The organism is Actinophytocola sp. (assembly GCF_049647105.1).
Lineage (GTDB): Bacteria > Actinomycetota > Actinomycetes > Mycobacteriales > Pseudonocardiaceae > Actinophytocola.
This window is the reverse complement of sequence record NZ_JBARWZ010000074.1, coordinates 1-15,836: the sequence shown is the minus strand read 5'-3', so window position 1 is coordinate 15,836 and position 15,836 is coordinate 1. Positions and strand designations below refer to the sequence as shown.

16 protein-coding genes are annotated in these 15,836 nt (G+C 69.9%); 3 read left to right on the top strand and 13 right to left on the bottom strand.

From position 1 onward, the window contains the following. Window positions 1–402, bottom strand: a 402-nt coding sequence (locus tag WBA97_RS09180; RefSeq protein ID WP_424230300.1) for an FAD-dependent oxidoreductase, incomplete at its 3' end; no start/stop codon positions are given. After that, entirely contained in the window at window positions 399–998 is a 600-nt protein-coding gene (locus WBA97_RS09175) for a TetR/AcrR family transcriptional regulator (RefSeq protein WP_424230299.1), read from the bottom strand. The genes WBA97_RS09175 and WBA97_RS09180, both read right to left, overlap by 4 nt. Window positions 999–1,014: 16 nt before the next feature. Between WBA97_RS09175 and WBA97_RS09170 the strand changes: the two genes are divergently transcribed. After that, complete coding sequence (locus WBA97_RS09170; RefSeq protein ID WP_424230298.1) at window positions 1,015–2,655, top strand: FAD-binding oxidoreductase; 1,641 nt, start codon at window positions 1,015–1,017, stop codon at window positions 2,653–2,655. Here the strand turns inward: WBA97_RS09170 and WBA97_RS09165 are convergent. The 7 genes from WBA97_RS09165 to WBA97_RS09135 all read right to left on the bottom strand — a co-directional run bounded on the left by WBA97_RS09165 (window position 2,630) and on the right by WBA97_RS09135 (window position 9,063). Then, complete coding sequence (locus WBA97_RS09165) at window positions 2,630–3,085, bottom strand: hypothetical protein (protein WP_424230297.1); 456 nt, start codon at window positions 3,083–3,085, stop codon at window positions 2,630–2,632. The two genes, WBA97_RS09170 and WBA97_RS09165, sit on opposite strands and share 26 nt — an antisense overlap. A 53-nt stretch (window positions 3,086–3,138) precedes the next feature. Next, on the bottom strand, window positions 3,139–3,753 hold the full coding sequence (locus tag WBA97_RS09160) for a DUF4232 domain-containing protein (RefSeq protein WP_424230296.1): 615 nt from the start codon (window positions 3,751–3,753) through the stop codon (window positions 3,139–3,141). Window positions 3,754–3,757: 4 nt separating this feature from the next. Continuing rightward, window positions 3,758–4,816, bottom strand: coding sequence for a gamma-glutamylcyclotransferase family protein (locus tag WBA97_RS09155; protein ID WP_424230295.1), 1,059 nt, complete (start codon window positions 4,814–4,816; stop codon window positions 3,758–3,760). Between the two features lie 12 nt (window positions 4,817–4,828). Continuing rightward, window positions 4,829–6,058 (bottom strand): C39 family peptidase, encoded by a 1,230-nt coding sequence (locus tag WBA97_RS09150; protein WP_424230301.1) that lies wholly within the window; start codon window positions 6,056–6,058, stop codon window positions 4,829–4,831. Between the two features lie 351 nt (window positions 6,059–6,409). Further along, a complete protein-coding gene (locus WBA97_RS09145; RefSeq protein ID WP_424230294.1) occupies window positions 6,410–6,961 on the bottom strand; it encodes a PadR family transcriptional regulator in 552 nt (183 codons plus the stop codon). Between the two features lie 63 nt (window positions 6,962–7,024). After that, window positions 7,025–7,429, bottom strand: a complete 405-nt coding sequence (locus WBA97_RS09140) for a PaaI family thioesterase (protein ID WP_424230293.1) — start codon at window positions 7,427–7,429, stop codon at window positions 7,025–7,027. Beyond that, window positions 7,426–9,063 (bottom strand): long-chain fatty acid--CoA ligase, encoded by a 1,638-nt coding sequence (locus WBA97_RS09135; protein ID WP_424230292.1) that lies wholly within the window; start codon window positions 9,061–9,063, stop codon window positions 7,426–7,428. The genes WBA97_RS09140 and WBA97_RS09135 overlap by 4 nt, the downstream gene beginning before the upstream one ends. Window positions 9,064–9,330: 267 nt before the next feature. Here WBA97_RS09135 and mihF point away from each other — a divergent pair, with 267 nt between their 5' ends. Together mihF and WBA97_RS09125 are read left to right on the top strand one after the other, a co-directional pair. Next, the gene (mihF, locus tag WBA97_RS09130; protein WP_424230291.1) at window positions 9,331–9,642 is read left to right on the top strand and encodes an integration host factor, actinobacterial type; all 312 of its coding nucleotides are present in this window, start codon (window positions 9,331–9,333) and stop codon (window positions 9,640–9,642) included. Between the two features lie 108 nt (window positions 9,643–9,750). After that, window positions 9,751–10,878, top strand: a complete 1,128-nt coding sequence (locus tag WBA97_RS09125; RefSeq protein WP_424230290.1) for an isochorismate synthase — start codon at window positions 9,751–9,753, stop codon at window positions 10,876–10,878. A 136-nt stretch (window positions 10,879–11,014) separates the two neighbouring features. On the opposite strand, the gene WBA97_RS09120 is transcribed toward WBA97_RS09125, so the two are convergent. From WBA97_RS09120 to WBA97_RS09105, 4 genes are all read right to left on the bottom strand, one after another. Next, window positions 11,015–11,713, bottom strand: coding sequence for a 4'-phosphopantetheinyl transferase family protein (locus WBA97_RS09120; protein ID WP_424230289.1), 699 nt, complete (start codon window positions 11,711–11,713; stop codon window positions 11,015–11,017). 55 nt (window positions 11,714–11,768) lie between these two features. Next, window positions 11,769–13,460 carry a substrate-binding and VWA domain-containing protein gene (locus tag WBA97_RS09115; RefSeq protein ID WP_424230288.1) on the bottom strand — a complete coding sequence of 564 codons (1,692 nt, stop codon included), beginning with the start codon at window positions 13,458–13,460 and terminating at the stop codon, window positions 11,769–11,771. 87 nt (window positions 13,461–13,547) lie between these two features. Then, entirely contained in the window at window positions 13,548–15,347 is a 1,800-nt protein-coding gene (locus WBA97_RS09110; protein ID WP_424230287.1) for an AMP-dependent synthetase/ligase, read from the bottom strand. Window positions 15,348–15,494: 147 nt separating this feature from the next. Next, the coding region (locus WBA97_RS09105; RefSeq protein ID WP_424230286.1) for a proprotein convertase P-domain-containing protein at window positions 15,495–15,836 on the bottom strand (342 nt) is incomplete at its 5' end.

Sequence of the window (15,836 nt, the reverse complement as noted above, 5' to 3'; positions counted from 1 at the left end):
CCGCAACGCGTCACCCGCACGCAGCCCGGCCGCGATGATCGCCGCGTTGCCGCGGGACACCGTGCTCTGCAACGGAATCAGCTGGGGCAGGGGCCGCGAGAGGTGTGGCGCGGTCGACGTCATGAGGATGCCGCGCTCGACCGCGCTCTCGTGCGCGAGCCCGACGTCGCCCTTCGCGAGGTACCGCAGCCCGCCGTGCACCAGCTTGCTCGACCACCGCGACGTGCCGAACGCCAGGTCGTGCGCCTCCAGCAGCGCCACCGACAACCCGCGTGCGGCCGCGTCCAGCGCGATGCCGGTGCCGGTCACACCGCCGCCGACCACGAGCACGTCGACCACCTCGCCTGCCGCCAGCGCGGCGAGCTCCTCCGCCCGCCGGGCGGCGTTCAGCGCGGTGTTCACGGCCGCAGCGCGGCGTCGAGCAGCCTGCCAAGCTCGGCCAGCAGGTCATCGAACCCGATATCGGAGGTCGACGGCCGGATCGTGAACGCGTACGGCTGCAGCAGCAGGAAGATCGTGCGGGCCTGGACCACGGGGTCGGCCGTGCGGATCGACCCGTCCGCCTGCCCGGCGGTGAGCAGCGCCCGCAGGTAGTCCTCGGTCATGCGCTGGCTCGTGCCGATGCGCTCCATGATGTAAGGCAGCAGCAGCTCGGCGTCCCGCTCGATCACCGCGTGCATCAACGGGTTCGCGGCCAGCGCGCGGATGGTGTGCACCGCAGCGACCACGAGCTGCCCGCGTGCGTTCTGCTCGGCGCGCACGGCCTCGTTCGCGGCGGCCAGGATCTTGCCGAACTCGCGGGTGATCAGCGACGACAGCATCCCGCGCACGTCGGGGAACCTGCGGTACAACGTCATCCGGCTGACGCCGGCCGTCCTCGCGATGTCGCTCAGCGTGGCCCTGCGTACGCCGACCGCGAGAACGCACTCCATGGCCGCGTCGAGCAACAGGTCGTCCGCGACGCGGTTGGGTGACGATGTGTGACGGATGGACGTCATGTGTCACACTATACCCGTGACCAACAACAGTGACCACCTTGTTCGTCGTGGGTGGACGCCCGACGGCGGACAGGACGCCATCCTGCCTCCTCACGCCACCCGCTGGCTGGCGTCGCGCACCGGTCTTGACGCTCGTCCGACTCCCGTGGCGCCGGACTCCGTCCTCACGGTGCCGGAGTCCGCCCTGTCCGAGCAGGCGCGGAAGGCCCTCGGCCAGGTGGTCGGGGAGCGGCACGTGCTGACCGGCCGGGACGACCGGCTCGGCCGCGCGGGCGGACTGTCCTATTTGGACCTGTTGCGGCACAGGGGATCCGGTCCGCTCGCGGTGCCGGACGCGGTGGTGGTGCCCGAGGACCCGGCGCAGGTGCAGCAGGTCGTCGAGGTGTGCGCCGCCAACGACATCGGGTTGGTTCCCTTCGGCGGCGGCACGTCCGTGGTCGGCGGCGTCACCGCGTTGCGCGGTGACAAGGCCGCGGTGGTCGTGCTGGACCTGATGCGGCTCGACAAGCTCGTGTCGGTCGACCCCGTGTCCAGGCTCGCCGTCCTCCAGGCCGGGGTGGTGGCGCCTGCGGCGGAACGGCTGCTCGCCGCGCACGGGCTGACGCTGGGGCACGTGCCACAGTCGTTCGAACGCGCCACGATCGGCGGGTTCGCCGCCACCCGCTCGTCCGGCCAGGCGTCGTCGGGCTACGGGCGGTTCGAGGACATGGTCGAGGGCGTCCGGGTCGCCACACCGAGGGGCGAGTGGCGGCTCGGCGTCTCGCCGGCGTCCGCGGCAGGGCCCGACCTGCGGCAGCTGGTCGTCGGCAGCGAGGGCGCGTTCGGCGTGATCACCGAGGTGACCGTGCGGGTGCGGGAGCTGCCAACCGTGCGCCGCTACGAGGGTTTCGTGCTCGACGGCTGGGAGGCGGGTGCCGCCGCCGTCCGCGAGCTGGCGCAGGCACGGGTGCTCGGGGACGTCACCCGCCTGTCCGACCCGCAGGAGACCGAGGTCGCGTTCACGATGTCGGGTGGCTGGAAGACCGCGGTCGTGCGGAAGTACCTGCGTGCGCGGGGAATCCTCGAACCCTGCCTGCTGATCCTGGGCTGGGAGACCACGTCCACAGAGGAGCTGGCCCTGCGCCGCCGCGCCACGCTGCGGGTGCTGCGCAGGCAGCGGCCGGTGTCGCTCGGCACCGCTGCGGGGGAGTCGTGGCGGCACGGCCGGTTCGCCGGGCCGCGGCAGCGGGACGCGTTGATGGACAAGGGAGTCTGCGTCGAGACCCTCGAGACCGCGACCTACTGGTCCAGCTTGGCCACCCTGCGCACCGAGGTCCGCGCCGCGCTGATCGGGTCGCTGTCCGCACCCGGCCGCACGCCGATCGTCGCGTGCCACATCTCCCACGCCTACGAGACCGGCGCGTCGCTGTACTTCACCACGATCGTGCCGCGCGACCTCGACGACCCGGAAGGTCAGTGGCAGCGCGCAAAAGCTGCCGCGTGTGAGGCCATTTCGGACGGTCCACTCGGGACGATCTCGCACCATCACGCGGTCGGTGTCGACCACGCGCCCTACCTCGCAAGGGAAATCGGCGACCTTGGCACCGAAGTGCTCGCCGCGGTCAAGCACACGCTCGACCCCGACGGTGTGCTCAACCCAGGGAAACTGGTGCGGTAGGCCTGCGCACCACACCGGACCACACGATCGCGAGCGCGCCGGCGAAGAACATCGGCCACGAGTACGCCAGGCGCGTCGCGATCGCGCTCTCGCACGTGTTCACGTAGGTGGCGATCACGTCCTCGCCCGGCTGGTCAAGCTGCGCGCCGAGCGGGCCGGTCTCGACGCCGCCGATCGTGTTGCCGCACGAGACGAAGCCGGGGTCGGCGGGGTCTGCGTTCGCCACCTTCACGGGCAGTAACGCGAGCAGCAGGCCGAGCAACAGCGCCGCGACGGCGAGGACCGCCCAGAACGCGCGCGGCGTGATCATGATCTTCGCGAGCGGATCGCCGGGCGGGTCCTCTGACCTCGGCTCGGTGTGCTCGGGGGACGGGGCGGGCACCGGTTGCCGCACCGTCTGCTGTGACGCGAGGTCGGGCTCGGTGTTCATGGCGCAATGCTGCCTGCTGGACGTGCGCATGAACAGGGAAACGGGGAAAAACGTCAGCGCGGGAAGTAGGCGCTGGTCTCGATCCTGCCGTTGTCGCACACCGGGCCGAACTCGAAGTCCACCTCGAACGATGCGGTCTCGTCCGGTGGGATCACGTTGATGCTCGACGCGGCGGGCTGGCACGGGCCGTCCGTCGGCTCGCCCCCGGTCGCGACCACACCCCAGTGGAGGGTCTTGCCCGCCGACGCGCCCGGCCGCAGCGTTACCAGCGCGGATTCCGGGGCCAGCGTGCGTTCTGCCCGCGTTGGCAGGACATTCTTGGTGACGTCGAGCAGATCCAGGCCGCCGTAACCCGACAGCGTGCACGTCTGCTGAGTCTTGTTGCGTACCACCAGGGTCGCGTACCGCTGGCCGGCACCCGCGTTCTGCGGTTCGACCGTGCCGGTCAGCATCGCCGCCGTGCAGCGGTTCCCCTGGTCCGGCGGGGACGTCTCGCCACCGGAGGACGGCGGCGATGAGGCCGCCGACGCGCTGGACGTCGGTGACTCCGTGGTCGTGACGGTCAACCGGGTGGACGTGTCCCCGGCGGCGCTCGGCCGGGCACCGCACCCGCTCAACGTCACGATCGCCAGCACAGCGACCGCACTGAGTCTGCTATGTCGGGCCACGCCATCACCTCCGAGACGGATCCGCGCTCCCCCATGGGGCGGTTAGCTTACGCAATCCCTTGATCGGTTCGATCCACACGTACGTCCAGCAGAGTTGCCCGCCTGGTAACGCAACGCGCACGCGCCGATACTCCGAACCCTCGTATTCGTCCAATGTGGACAGAGTGAACGCGGGTCGTGCCAGGTCGATCACCCAGCCGGACACGCCGGGCCCGTCGCCGAGCTGTAGCGCGGGGTAGCCGAGACCAGTGTCGAACATGGTGCCGGGCAGTGCGGCGGCACGGGGTTCTCCGGTCGCGTGTGGTTCGAGCCGCCACCAGTCCGACGCACCCGGCTGGAGCGTGCCGTAGACGAAGACGCGGGCGGGGAAGTCCGCCGGCTCCGGCGCTCCGGGGACCTCACGCACGGTGAGCCCGTCGGTACTCGCCGGTGTGCCGACGAGTGCGGCCGCGCCGGACTGCGGAACGTCGAGGCACCGCACGGCCTTTCCGTCCACCAGCAGCGGAAGGCGGCGCGGGGCGGCCGCGACGTACGCGAGCGGGCCGTCGACGACCGACCCGTCGGCCAGGCGGACCTCGCCGGTGTCCACACGGGCCAGCCGGTAGCGCTCACCTCTGCCCTCGCAGCGGTCGAGCACCGCGACCTGGGCGGGCGTGGCGAACCAGACCGCGTGCTCCTCGGTGTTGCCCGGCATGGCGGTGAGCGTGGCGGGCCGCTGGTCATCGACGACCCGCAGACCACTGGCCCAGACCGCGGCGACGTCCGTGCAGCGCGCGTGGAGCAGGACGGCGGGACCCGTGAGGCCGAGCGCGTCGCGCAGCCAGGTGATCTTGGACGGGCAGACGTTGGAGCCGTAGCAGAGCACGGGCACGCGGCAGGCGAGCGGTTCCGCGTCCCGGGCGGCGAGCCAGTCGTCGAGGTCGCGGCCTTCCGCGCGCCAGCCGGACGACGCCACCGGGTCGGGGGTCAGTTCCCACCCGGTGGCGTCGTCGTGCACGTAGGAGACCGAAGGCCGGGCGCCCGGATAGGGCACCGCCGGGTAGTCCTCGTCGGCGAAGCTCACCTGCCTACCGTGTCAGAGGCGCGGCAGCTTCTTCCAGGGCGGTGCGATGATGTATGCCACGCCACCCGGGCCGCCGGAGATGCCGCCCGACGCGTTGTGACGCTTGGTGCGCAGCCAGATGTTCGCGAACTGGTCGCGCTTGTAGACGTTGCGGACGGCCTCGTTGCTGCTGGAGGCGGGGTCGTTCGCGATGACGTCACCGTTCTCCGTGAAGCCGACGACCACCATGATGTGGCCCGCCGTGCCGTAGCCAGCGCCGTCCAGCTCGGTCGCGAGGAACGACTGCGACGTGATCACCGGGATGCCCGCCTTGATGTACTTCTCGATGTCGGTCAGCGAGGACAGGCGCGTGATGTGCCCGTTCAGGCCGAACGACGCCGCGTAGGCGGTGTTGAACGGCCAGTTGCCGGTGCCGTCGTAGTCGTGGTCGTAGGTGAAGCGGGCGGCGTGCGGGATCGTGGGGTCGGCGATGTTCGGGTCGACCCACGCCAGGTCCTGGCGGCTGGGCTTCTTGCCCCAGTACTCGACCACCATCTCCGTCGAGGTCGGGCTGCACCAGGCCTCGCCGCCGCCGCCGTACTCCGGGTACTCGCCAGCGTGGACGTTCTGCGAGTAGCGCGGGACCGGCAGCTCGAGGCCCCACGCACCCGCCGTCGGACCAGCGGGAACGGTGAAGCGGTCGGGGATGGCCGAGGTCATCGCGCCGACCATGCCGAGCTTCGGGGTGCTGTGCGTGCCCCGCTCGCGGTAGAGGGTGACGCGGAGCTGGTAGGCCGCGATGGGCTGCTCGGCGACGAACGTGTCGACGTCGACGTAGCCGACCGCGTCCTCCTGGTCGGGGACGGTCGTGCGGATGATGTCGGAGTCGGACAGCGCCCAGCGGGCCATCGTGTACCAGCTGCTCTTCGTGCCCGCGGGGGTCGTGCCCTGCATCTCGACGGCGAGCCAGGTGTTCTTGGGCGTTCTGGCGTTCCATGAGGCGACGAGCTGGGTGGCGTCGAAGCCATGGCGGTAGACCGGGGACGTCCACCGGCCGTACTCGTAGGTGCGGGTGGTGCCGAGGTCCGGTTCGGTGTGCTCGACCGTGCCGACGGGCCGGGCGATGACCAGCCCGCCCGGCGTGGGCAGCAGCCCTTCCGAGCGGCCCTTGAGGAAGTCGGAGGTGGACCGCCACTGGCGGAAGTCGACCGGCGCGTCGTTCGTGGCCGGCTCGGCCACCACAGGCACGGGGGACAGCGACATGACGAGAGCGACTCCAAGCCCGGCGGTGACCGTGCCAAGACGTAACGGGTGTGCGCGCATGCGAAGGATTTTCCAGGCCACCATAGATCATGTAAATAGCTCCCACTTGCCTGACACCCCGTAGTTGTCCACAGCAGGGCAAGTTATCCACAGTCAAGATCGACAACGCGGGAATGTCAGTGCCCACCGGTAGACTGGCAAGGCGGGACGCCCCCGGGAACGGGTGGGGGTTGGCATTCGGCCGGTTTGCGGGTTTCCGCTGGTCAGCGTGGGTGATCCGATGCCATGAAAGGCGTTTTCGGGACGCTCAATGACCCGAAAGCGCCTTTCGGGACATTCCACCCTGGGCGCTTAGCCCAGGTCTTCTTCTTCCAGTTCCTTCAGGAAGTCGCGCCAGAACTGTTCCACGCAGCGTTCGTAGCGGATGCCCAGTTCGAGGGTCTTGACCTGCCAGCGGTCGGCGTAGTCGACGATGCCCGCGCGCTGTTGCTCGTACGCGTCCGCGTGCCCTCGGTGGGACTCGTGGCGGTCCTTCGCGAGCTGCAGCAGGTTCTTGCGGGTGCCGAAGTTCAGGAAGAACAACTTCAGCAGACCGAGGTCGCGCACCTCGGTCTGCTCGACGGTCGGCGACGACAGCCAGTCGCGCAGTGCCTCGCGGCCCGGGGGCAGGATCGAGTACGTGCGGCGGCGCCGGCCGCCCTCCTCGACCTCCTCCGCCACGTACCCGTCGGCCACCAGGCGGGCGGGTTCGTCGTAGAGCTGCGAGTGCGCGAACGCCCAGAAGTTGCCGATGGTGTTCGCGACCCACTGCTTGAGGTCATAGCTCGTCGCCGGCGAGTGGCTCAGCATGCCGAGCACGACGTACGACGTCGCGGTCAACTTCCGTGTACGAGGTTCCGGCACGCGGCCGACGATACCCATTTCCAACGGTCGGTGCCGACCATTTGGCCTACCCCGCGCGGGTTATCACAGCACCGCCTGGGTTTGCGTAACCCTTGCCACCAGGCGTTTTTCGTCGTCGACAACGTCGGTTTCGACGACGATGATTCGCCGCCCGGCATGAAGCGGACGAGCCGTCGCGGTCGCGTACCCGGAACGGATGGCGCGCAGGAAGTTGGTCTTCGACTCGATCGTCGTCGTCCCCGCGCCGACGGGCAGGTTCAGGAACGCGCACAGCGCGCCGACGTTGTCCGCCAGCCCCATGATCACGCCACCGTTGAGCGAGCCGCCCGACGTGCACAGCGACTCCGCCCACGCCACGCGCCCGGTCACCGCCTCGGCCGTGGCGGCCACCATCTCGATGCCGAGGTGGGCCGCGAACGGCACCAGCTCGCGCAGCGAAGCGGTGGCCGCCTCGTCAAGTGCGGTCACGACAGGTGTGCGATGTCGAGCGAGCCGTCCGCGGCCGTCGCGCGCAGCCGCTTCTTGTCGAACTTGCCGACCGACGTCTTCGGCACCTCGTCGATGAACGTCCAGTTCTCCGGCAGCTGCCACTTCGCGACCTTGCCCGCGAGGAACTCCTGCAGCTCGGCGGGCGTCACCGACTGGCCATCCCTCAGCACCACCGCGACCAGCGGCCGCTCGGACCACTTCTCGTCCGGCACCCCGATCACGGCCGCCTCGGCCACCGCCGGGTGCGCCATCACGGCGTTCTCCAGGTCCACCGAGGAGATCCACTCACCGCCGGACTTGATGATGTCCTTCGACCGGTCCGTGAGCCGCAGAAACCCGTCCGGCGTGATCGCGCCGACGTCGCCGGTGCGCAGCCAGCCGTCCGGCGAGAACTTCTCGGAACCCTCCTGACCTGCGTCGACGCGATAGTACGACGCGGCGACCCACGGTCCGGCGCACTCCAGCTCGCCGACCGCCTCGTTGTCCCACGGCAGCTCGTTGCCGTCGTCGTCGATGAGCCGCGCACTCACCGCCGCGGGGAACCGGCCCTGCAGGATCCGGTACTCCCATGCGTCGTCGGCCGACAGCCCGGCGGGCGGCCGGGACACGGAGCCGAGTGGCGAGGTCTCCGTCATGCCCCACGCGTGGATGATCGTGACGCCGAGCTTGTCGAACGCCGACATCAGCGACGGCGGGCACGCCGACCCGCCGACCACGGCCCGCTCCAGCGGCGCCAGGTCCTGCGGTTTCTGGTCCAGCAGCGCGAGCAGGCCCTGCCAGATCGTCGGCACGGCGCCCGCCATCGTCGGCCGCTCGGCCGCGATCATCGCGGCCAGCGGCTCAGGCTGCAGGAACCGGTCCGGCATGATCATCGACGCCCCCACCATGAGCGCCGCGTACGGGAGCCCCCACGACATCGCGTGGAACTGCGGGACGATCACCAGCGCGCGGTCTGCCTGCGACAACGCCATCGAGTCGGTCATGCAGACCTGCATCGAGTGCAGCCAGATCGACCGGTGCGTGTAGACGACACCCTTCGGGTCACCGGTCGTGCCGGACGTGTAACACATCGCGGCCGCCGTGTTCTCGTTCACGACGGGCCACTCGAACTCGTCGGGCTGGTCCGCGAGCAACTCGGTGTACGAGTGCACGGTCACACCCTCCGGCGCCCGCAGCGATGCGGGGTCACCGTTGACCACCACGACGTGCCTGACGGTCTCGAACGTCGGCAGGACCTTCGCCAGCAGCGGCACGAGCGTGCCGTCGACGAGCACCACGTGGTCCTCGGCGTGGTTGGCGACGTAGGTCAGCTGCTCCGGGAACAGGCGGATGTTGAGCGTGTGCAGGACCGCGCCCATCGCGGGCACGGCGAGGTAGGCGACCAGGTGCTCGGTGTTGTTCCACATGAACGTGCCGACCCGCTGGTCGGAGGTGACGCCGAGGCCGCGCAGCGCGTGCGCGAGCTTCGCGGCCTCCTTGCCGACCTGGGCGTACGTGGACCGGCGGGGCTCTGCGCCGGTCCAGGTGACGACCTCGGCGCCCGCGTGGACGCGGCTGCCGTGCCGCAGAAGGTTCGCGATGGACAGTTGCCCGTCCTGCATGGTGCCCAACATCGCTGTTCAGCTCCTGGTTACTGGTGGGTCCGTTGGGGTGGACAGTAGTGCCGGAACGGCGCCTGTGAATACGGGTAACGGAGCGTGTCAGACCCCCAAAAGGTGTGTTACCTGCGCTTTCGGCGAGAACTCTTCGCGTGTCGCGCGTATGTTGCAGGTCGTAGATGTGTTTACTGGCGGCGGCGCCGCGGGGGAGCGGTCCAGGTTTGCCCTGGTCGTCGGCCTACGCGGGACCCGCCAGCAGTCGGATTAGGAAGGAACACCACGGTGGCTCTGCCCACGTTGACTCCAGAGCAGCGCGCTGACGCGCTGGCCAAGGCGGCGGAGGCGCGCAAGGCGCGCTCCGAGCTGTTGGCGTCGATCAAGTCCGGCGAGCGGACCATCGCGTCGGTGCTCGGCAAGGCCAAGGAAGACAGGACCATCGGCAAGACCAAGGTCGCCGCGCTGTTGAAGGCGGTGCCGGGGCTCGGCGCCGTCAAGGTGGCCGCCTTGCTCGAACAGACCGGCATCGACCCGGACCGGCGCGCCGCCGGTCTCGGCGACCGCCAGCGCTCCGCGCTGATCGACGCGCTGAACTGACACACGACTCATCAGGGCCCGCGGGTGTACCGCTCGCGGGCCCTGAACGTGTTCAAAATCCTACCCCGGGGGAAGTTTTCCCGCCGTTTTGGTGGGCATGATGAAGGGGTGATCGAGGACTATCGCCCCGGCTCGTTCCTGCTGACGTCCCCCCGGCGCGCGTTGCTGGCGACCGGCGAACGGCAGGTCGTCACCGAGCCCGATCCCGACGAGCTGGCCAAGCGGGTCACGAAGCTGCTGGTCGACTCGGACACCCCGGTCGCGGTCGGCGCGCTCCCGTTCGACACGGACGCCGCGCCACACGTCGTCCTCCCCGAATCGATCCGGTGGTCCGGTCCGCTGCCCGTCTTTCCGCGCAGGCCGCTCGGCGCCGTGGAGTCGGTCGAGGCGATGCCCTCCCGCGCGGGCTATGCCAGGGCCGTGGCCGCCGCCGTCGAGTCCCTGCGGGCCGGTGAACTGCGCAAGGTGGTGCTGGCCCGGTCGCTCCGGCTGACCATGGCCGCGCCGGTCGACGTGCGCACCCTGCTCGCGAACCTCGTCTCCGACAACGCCACCGGTTTCACCTACGCCGTGGACCTGCCGTGCGCGGCCGGCCGCCGCACCCTCGTCGGCGCGACCCCCGAGATGCTGGTGTCCCGTACCGGCACGACCGTCGTCGCGAACCCCCTGGCCGGGTCGATCCCGAGGGAACAGGACCCGGCCGCCGACCGTGCGGCGGGCGAGTCGCTGCTCGCGTCGGCGAAGGACCGCGACGAGCACCGCGTGGTGGTCGAGGCCGTGGCCGAGGGCCTGCGCCCGTTCTGCCGCACCCTCGACGTCCCCGCCGAACCGTCGCTGATCAGGACGACCGCCGTGTGGCACCTGTCGACCCGCATCGAGGGCGAGCTGCGCGACCCGGGCATCACGTCGTTGCGGCTGGCGAGCGCCCTGCACCCGACCCCGGCCGTCTGCGGCACCCCGGCCGCCGCGGCCCGCTCGACGATCACCGCGCTGGAACCGTTCGACCGCGGCTTCTACGCGGGCGCCATCGGCTGGTGCGACGCCGACGGCGACGGCGAATGGGTGGTCGGCATCCGCTGCGGTGAGCTGACCGAACCGGTGACCGGACCGCCGACCATGACCCTGTACTCGGGCGCGGGCATCATGCCCGCCTCCGTGCCGGAACTGGAGGTCACGGAGACCTCGGCGAAGTTCCGCACCCTGCTACGCGCCATGGGCTTGCATTTAGACGGTTGATCTTTGTGCGAGGGTCCTGGACCTGACCAGCAGTGACCTCAGGGGAACGTGACGGCACCCAGCCACCAACCACCTCGATGTCCGGCGCCTGAGCTGGGTCGGAACCAGCACTGTGAATTCCGGGGAGGCGGACTAGCTAGCCGAGTGCGGTGATCAGGTCTGTTGCGTCCCGTTCGGTGACCTTGGGGGCGGTGTCGCCGAAAACGGCCACGCTGGCCCGGTAACCGTCGCCGATATCCAGGTCCGCCATGTGCACGGCGTCGACGACGACCTCCGGCGACGAGGACACGACCACCCTCGGCGGCTCGTCGTGTGCGGTGAGCGTCAGCGTGCTCATCGGCACCGACATGCCCTTGCCGGTGGCCTTGACGATGGCTTCCTTGCGGGACCAGTAGGTGAAGAACGCGCCGCGGCGGTCCCCCTGCGGCACGGTGCCGAAGGCGGCCAGTTCGGTGGGCGAGAACGAGATCCGGGCAAGGTCGTCCACCTCCGCGTCCCGCACCTCCTCGACGTCCACCCCGACCGGCGCGGCGTCGGTCAGCGCGAGCGCGACCCAGTCGCCGGAATGCGAGATCGACACCTCGAGCCCGGCGATCTTCGGCTTCCCGTGCGGTTTCCCGCAGTCGAAACAGGAACTGTCGATGGCCACGTCCTTGGCCGGTATGCCCAGCTCAGCGGCGGCGACACCGCGGATCAGCGCGCGGCCGGTCAGGAACCGGAACTTGTCGATCTCCCGCCGGTAACCCGCATAACGGCCCAGCTCGACCTCGTCGAGCAACTCGAGGAGCCCGGGCGTCCCGGCGGCCGGGTGCGCCCACCACACGTCGCATCGCATACCCCGATCATGCCGCACCGGCCATGACGATCTGCTGGACCACGACTCGCGGGACTCAGCCGCCCGGGCCGGGCTCGCAGGACGGGGGCTGGCACAGCACGCGCGACAGTGCGGCGTAGAAGATGTCGCGGATCTTCGTCGGGTCCGGGGTCGTGAACGCCTGCCCGCCGGTGGCGCCCGCGATGGACTGCAGCTCGCCGACGTCGATGTCCGGGCCGATGCCGATGCCCACGATCCGGATCGGCCGCTGGGGGTCCTGCAGCTTCGCGAGCTCGGCAAGCAGCTGATCGCGGCTGATGCTGTTCGGGTCCTCGTTCCGTCCGTCGGTCATCACGATCACGGTGTTGATGCGCCCTGGCTCGAAGTTCTGCCTGGACGCCCGGTAGGCCGCCAACGTGCTGTCGTACAACCCGGTCGCCCCGTTGGGGATCGCCCGCACCTGCCGCAGCTTCGCGAACGCGCCGGAGCTGACCTGTTCGCTGATCGGCTGCACGGGCAGCAGTTCCTTGTAGTCCTTGTCACCGTCGAGGTTCGTGGAGAACAGCCAGACACCGATCTTCGTGGTCGGCTTCATCAGGCCGATGCCCAGTTCCGCGGCCTGCAGCGTCACCGCCATGCGGTTGCGGCCGGTGCCAGGCACCGGCTCGGCCATCGACCCCGACACGTCCAGCAGCACCTGCACGCGGCCGCTGAGGTTGACCCCGGACCACTCGTTCAGCAGCGCGTCCACCTGGTCGGACGGCGGCAGCTCGGCGGGGGTCATCTTCGCAGCCGACATGTGCTGGTCGTTGCCGCGCTTGCGCAGCATCTCGCCGTCCGGCGTGCGGAAACCCGCGTCCGACAACGTGTCCGCGGTCCGCTGGGTCATGAGCGCGGTCAGGAACTTCTCGGCCGCGCTCCGTTTCCGCGTCGGCGTGTCCGGCAGCACGATGTACGGGTAGTCCAGCGCGGGCACCGCGGGCTGCGCGTACACCGCCACCATCGGCACCGCGTTCGGTTTGGCGTTCTGGCGCAGCACCGCCGCCTCCGACACGAAGAACCCGTCGAGCGGCGCCTCCTCCGACCCCGCGCCGGGCAGCCTGCCGAACAGGTCGCTCACCGAGGGCAGCGCGTTCGCCGACAGCCTGCGCAGCTGGGTGGTCACCGCCGCGGCCGGGTCGGGCTGGGTCTTCAGCAGCTCACGCGCGCCGTACAGAACCGAGACGCCGACCGGTTCCAGTGCCGGGTCCGGGATGCCGATCCGCAGGGCCTGCGAACCAAGCACGTCCGTCCACGTCAGCGTCTTGCCAGGCCAGCCGAGTTGCTTCGCCACGTCCTCGGTGAGCCCGAGCACCACCGGCGAACTCGCGATCGACGTGCCGCTGACCGGGGCGTCGAACGCGCCGCGGGCCTCGGCGCGCTGCAGCCACACCGTCGAGTCCGGCAGCCACACGTCCGGCTGCTCGGTGCCGTCGGACACCACAAGGGACTCGGCCGTCGCGGCGGACTCACTGTTGGACACCCGCACCGAGTAACAAGTGTCCTCAGTGGACAGATCGCGGGCCGTGCGCGCGAGCACCGGCGCGATGTCCGGGGACGCGGTCACGTTGAGTTGCGTCGTGGTGTCGCAGCTCGCCGCCCGCAGCCGGTCGGACAGGAAGTCGTAGGTGAACCAGCCGAGCAGCCCCAGTACCAGCAGCGCGCACAGGGCGATCAGGGGCGACCTGCCACGCCACCCACGAGATTTCGCGGAGGAGTGTCGCCCCATGTCCCTCGACCTCCAAGCTTGCACGCTGGTCTGCCGGGTGGGAGCACCTTACCGAGAACCACCAGGCGTTCAAGCAATCACGAAATGTCAGCTGTAGAGCGCGTCGACCTCGTTCGAGAAGTCCTTCATGATGACGTTTCGCTTGAGCTTCAGCGACGGGGTCAGATAGCCGTTCTCCGGACTGAACTCGGTGTCGAGGACCCGGAACTTCCGGACCGACTCCGCCGTCGACACGGCGAGGTTCCCGTCGTCGATGGCCTTCTGGACCTCCGCGTTCAGATCGGCGTCGTCGACGAGGTCGGCGACCGTGGACTTCTCGTCCTTGCCTGCCGTCGACTTCCAGAAACCGAAGTAGTCCATGTCGATCGTGATCAGCGCGGCGATGTACTTCTGCCCGTCGCCGACGACGAGTGCCTGGCCGACGAGCGGGTGCGCCGAGATCCGGTCCTCGATCACCGACGGCGCCACGTTCTTGCCGCCGCTGGTCACCAGGATCTCCTTCTTGCGCCCGGTGATCTTCAGGAATCCGTCGTCGTCCAGGTCGCCGAGGTCGCCGGTGGCGAACCAGCCGTCGCCGTCGATGGCCTCGCTGGTCGCGGTCTCGTTCTGCCAGTACCTGGTGAACACGCCGTCGCCGCGCAGCAGGATCTCGTGGTCCTCGGTGATCCGCACGGCCGTACCCGGCAGCGGCCTGCCGACCGTGCCCGGCTTCGCGCCGAACGGCGAGTTCACGAACGACGCCGCGGTCGACTCGGTGAGCCCGTAGCCCTCGTACACGGTGATGCCCGCACCGCGGAAGAAGTGCGTGAGCCGCGGTCCGAGCGCCGCTCCGCCGGAGATCGCGTACTTGACCTGCCCGCCGAGGGCCGCCCGCAGCTTCGAGTACACGAGCCGGTCGAACACCGCGTGCTTGATCTTCAGGCCGAGCCCGGCCTTGTCGCCCGCCTCGCTCCACTCGATCGCGGTGGCCGCGGCGGCGTCGAAGATCTTGCCCTTGCCGCCCGCGTGCGCCTTCTGCCGCGCGCCGTTGTACACCTTCTCCAGCACGTACGGCACGGACAGGATGAACGTCGGCTGGAACGCGGCGAGGTTGTCGGTCAGCGTCTTCACGTCCGCCCAGTGGCCGAGCGTCGCGCGCGCGATCACGGAGCCTACCTCGACCATCCGCCCGAACACGTGCGCGAGCGGCAGGAACAGCAGCGTGGAGGGGGCCTCCCCGGTGCCGTCGCCCTTGAACAGCGCCGCGAGGTACTCGACCGCGTTGTTGCACGCGGCGAACAGGTTGCGGTGGGTGAGCACGACGCCCTTCGGCCTGCCGGTGGTGCCGGAGGTGTAGATCAGGGTCGCGAGGTCGTCGACCTTGACCGCGGCACGGCGTTGCCCGACGGCCGTCTCCTGCGTCTCCTTGCCCGCCTCGACCAGCGACTCGACGGCCTTGTCGTCGATGCGCCACACGTGCTTCAACGCGCCGAGCTTGTCGCGGACCTGCTCGACCCGCTCCGCGAGCGCGGCGTTCTCGGTGACCACGCCGACCGCGCCGGAGTCGGACATGATCCACTCGATCTGCTCGACGGAGGAGGTCACGTAGATCGGCACCGACGCCGCGCCCGCCGCCCAGATGGCGAAGTCGAACAGTGTCCACTCGTAACAGTTCGCGGACAGGATCGCGACCCGGTCGCCCTGCTCGACACCCGCCGCGATCAGGCCCTTCGCGACCTCGATGACCTCGGTGCGGAACTGCGCGGCCGTGACGTCCCGCCACGCGCCGCCGACCTTGCGCCGGAAGACGATGCTGTCGGGGGCCTCGTCGGCGTTGGTGAACACGACGTCCGCCAGGCCGCCGCTGTCCGGCACGGCTGCCAACGCGGGGACAGCGAGTTCGCGCATGGTCTGCTCCTAGGTACGAACATGTGCGCCGCCCGTCACCAGCGACGCTACCTCACAGTAACTTGCAGTATCTTGCCCGCGCGGACGGCTGAGGGCCACCCCGGGGAGAACTCCGGAGGTGGCCCTCAGCGATTTGACCGCAAATACCTAGACGGACAGCTTCCAGCTGTCGAGCGTGCCGGTGTCGGAGCGGAACCGGTCCTGCACCTTCAGTGACCAGGTGCCGTTCGCGGCCTCGGCCGACGCGTTGACGGTGTACGTCGCGTCGACGTTGTCCGCCGAGTCGCTCCCGCTCGAGTTCTTCAGCCGGTAGCTCGTGCCGTCCGGCGCGACGAGGTCGATCACCACGTCACCCCGGTAGGGGTGGGTGATGTGAACCTCGACCCGCGCGGCGTTGGACGCGTTGCCGGTGCACTCCGCGATCGTCACCGGGCTGGTGACGGCCGCGCCCGCGTCCGGGATCGCCACCCGCGTCGTGCTGGCCTGCGA

Bases quoted from the DNA above. Each gene is read 5' to 3' on its own strand.
- WBA97_RS09175 (WP_424230299.1), bottom strand. From the start codon at position 998: ATGACGTCCATCCGTCACACATCGTCACCCAACCGCGTCGCGGACGAC.
- WBA97_RS09165 (WP_424230297.1), bottom strand. From the start codon at position 3,085: ATGAACACCGAGCCCGACCTCGCGTCACAGCAGACGGTGCGGCAACCG.
- WBA97_RS09150 (WP_424230301.1), bottom strand. From the start codon at position 6,058: ATGTCGCTGTCCCCCGTGCCTGTGGTGGCCGAGCCGGCCACGAACGAC.
- WBA97_RS09135 (WP_424230292.1), bottom strand. From the start codon at position 9,063: ATGTTGGGCACCATGCAGGACGGGCAACTGTCCATCGCGAACCTTCTG.
- WBA97_RS09120 (WP_424230289.1), bottom strand. From the start codon at position 11,713: ATGCGATGCGACGTGTGGTGGGCGCACCCGGCCGCCGGGACGCCCGGG.
- WBA97_RS09115 (WP_424230288.1), bottom strand. From the start codon at position 13,460: ATGGGGCGACACTCCTCCGCGAAATCTCGTGGGTGGCGTGGCAGGTCG.
- WBA97_RS09110 (WP_424230287.1), bottom strand. From the start codon at position 15,347: ATGCGCGAACTCGCTGTCCCCGCGTTGGCAGCCGTGCCGGACAGCGGC.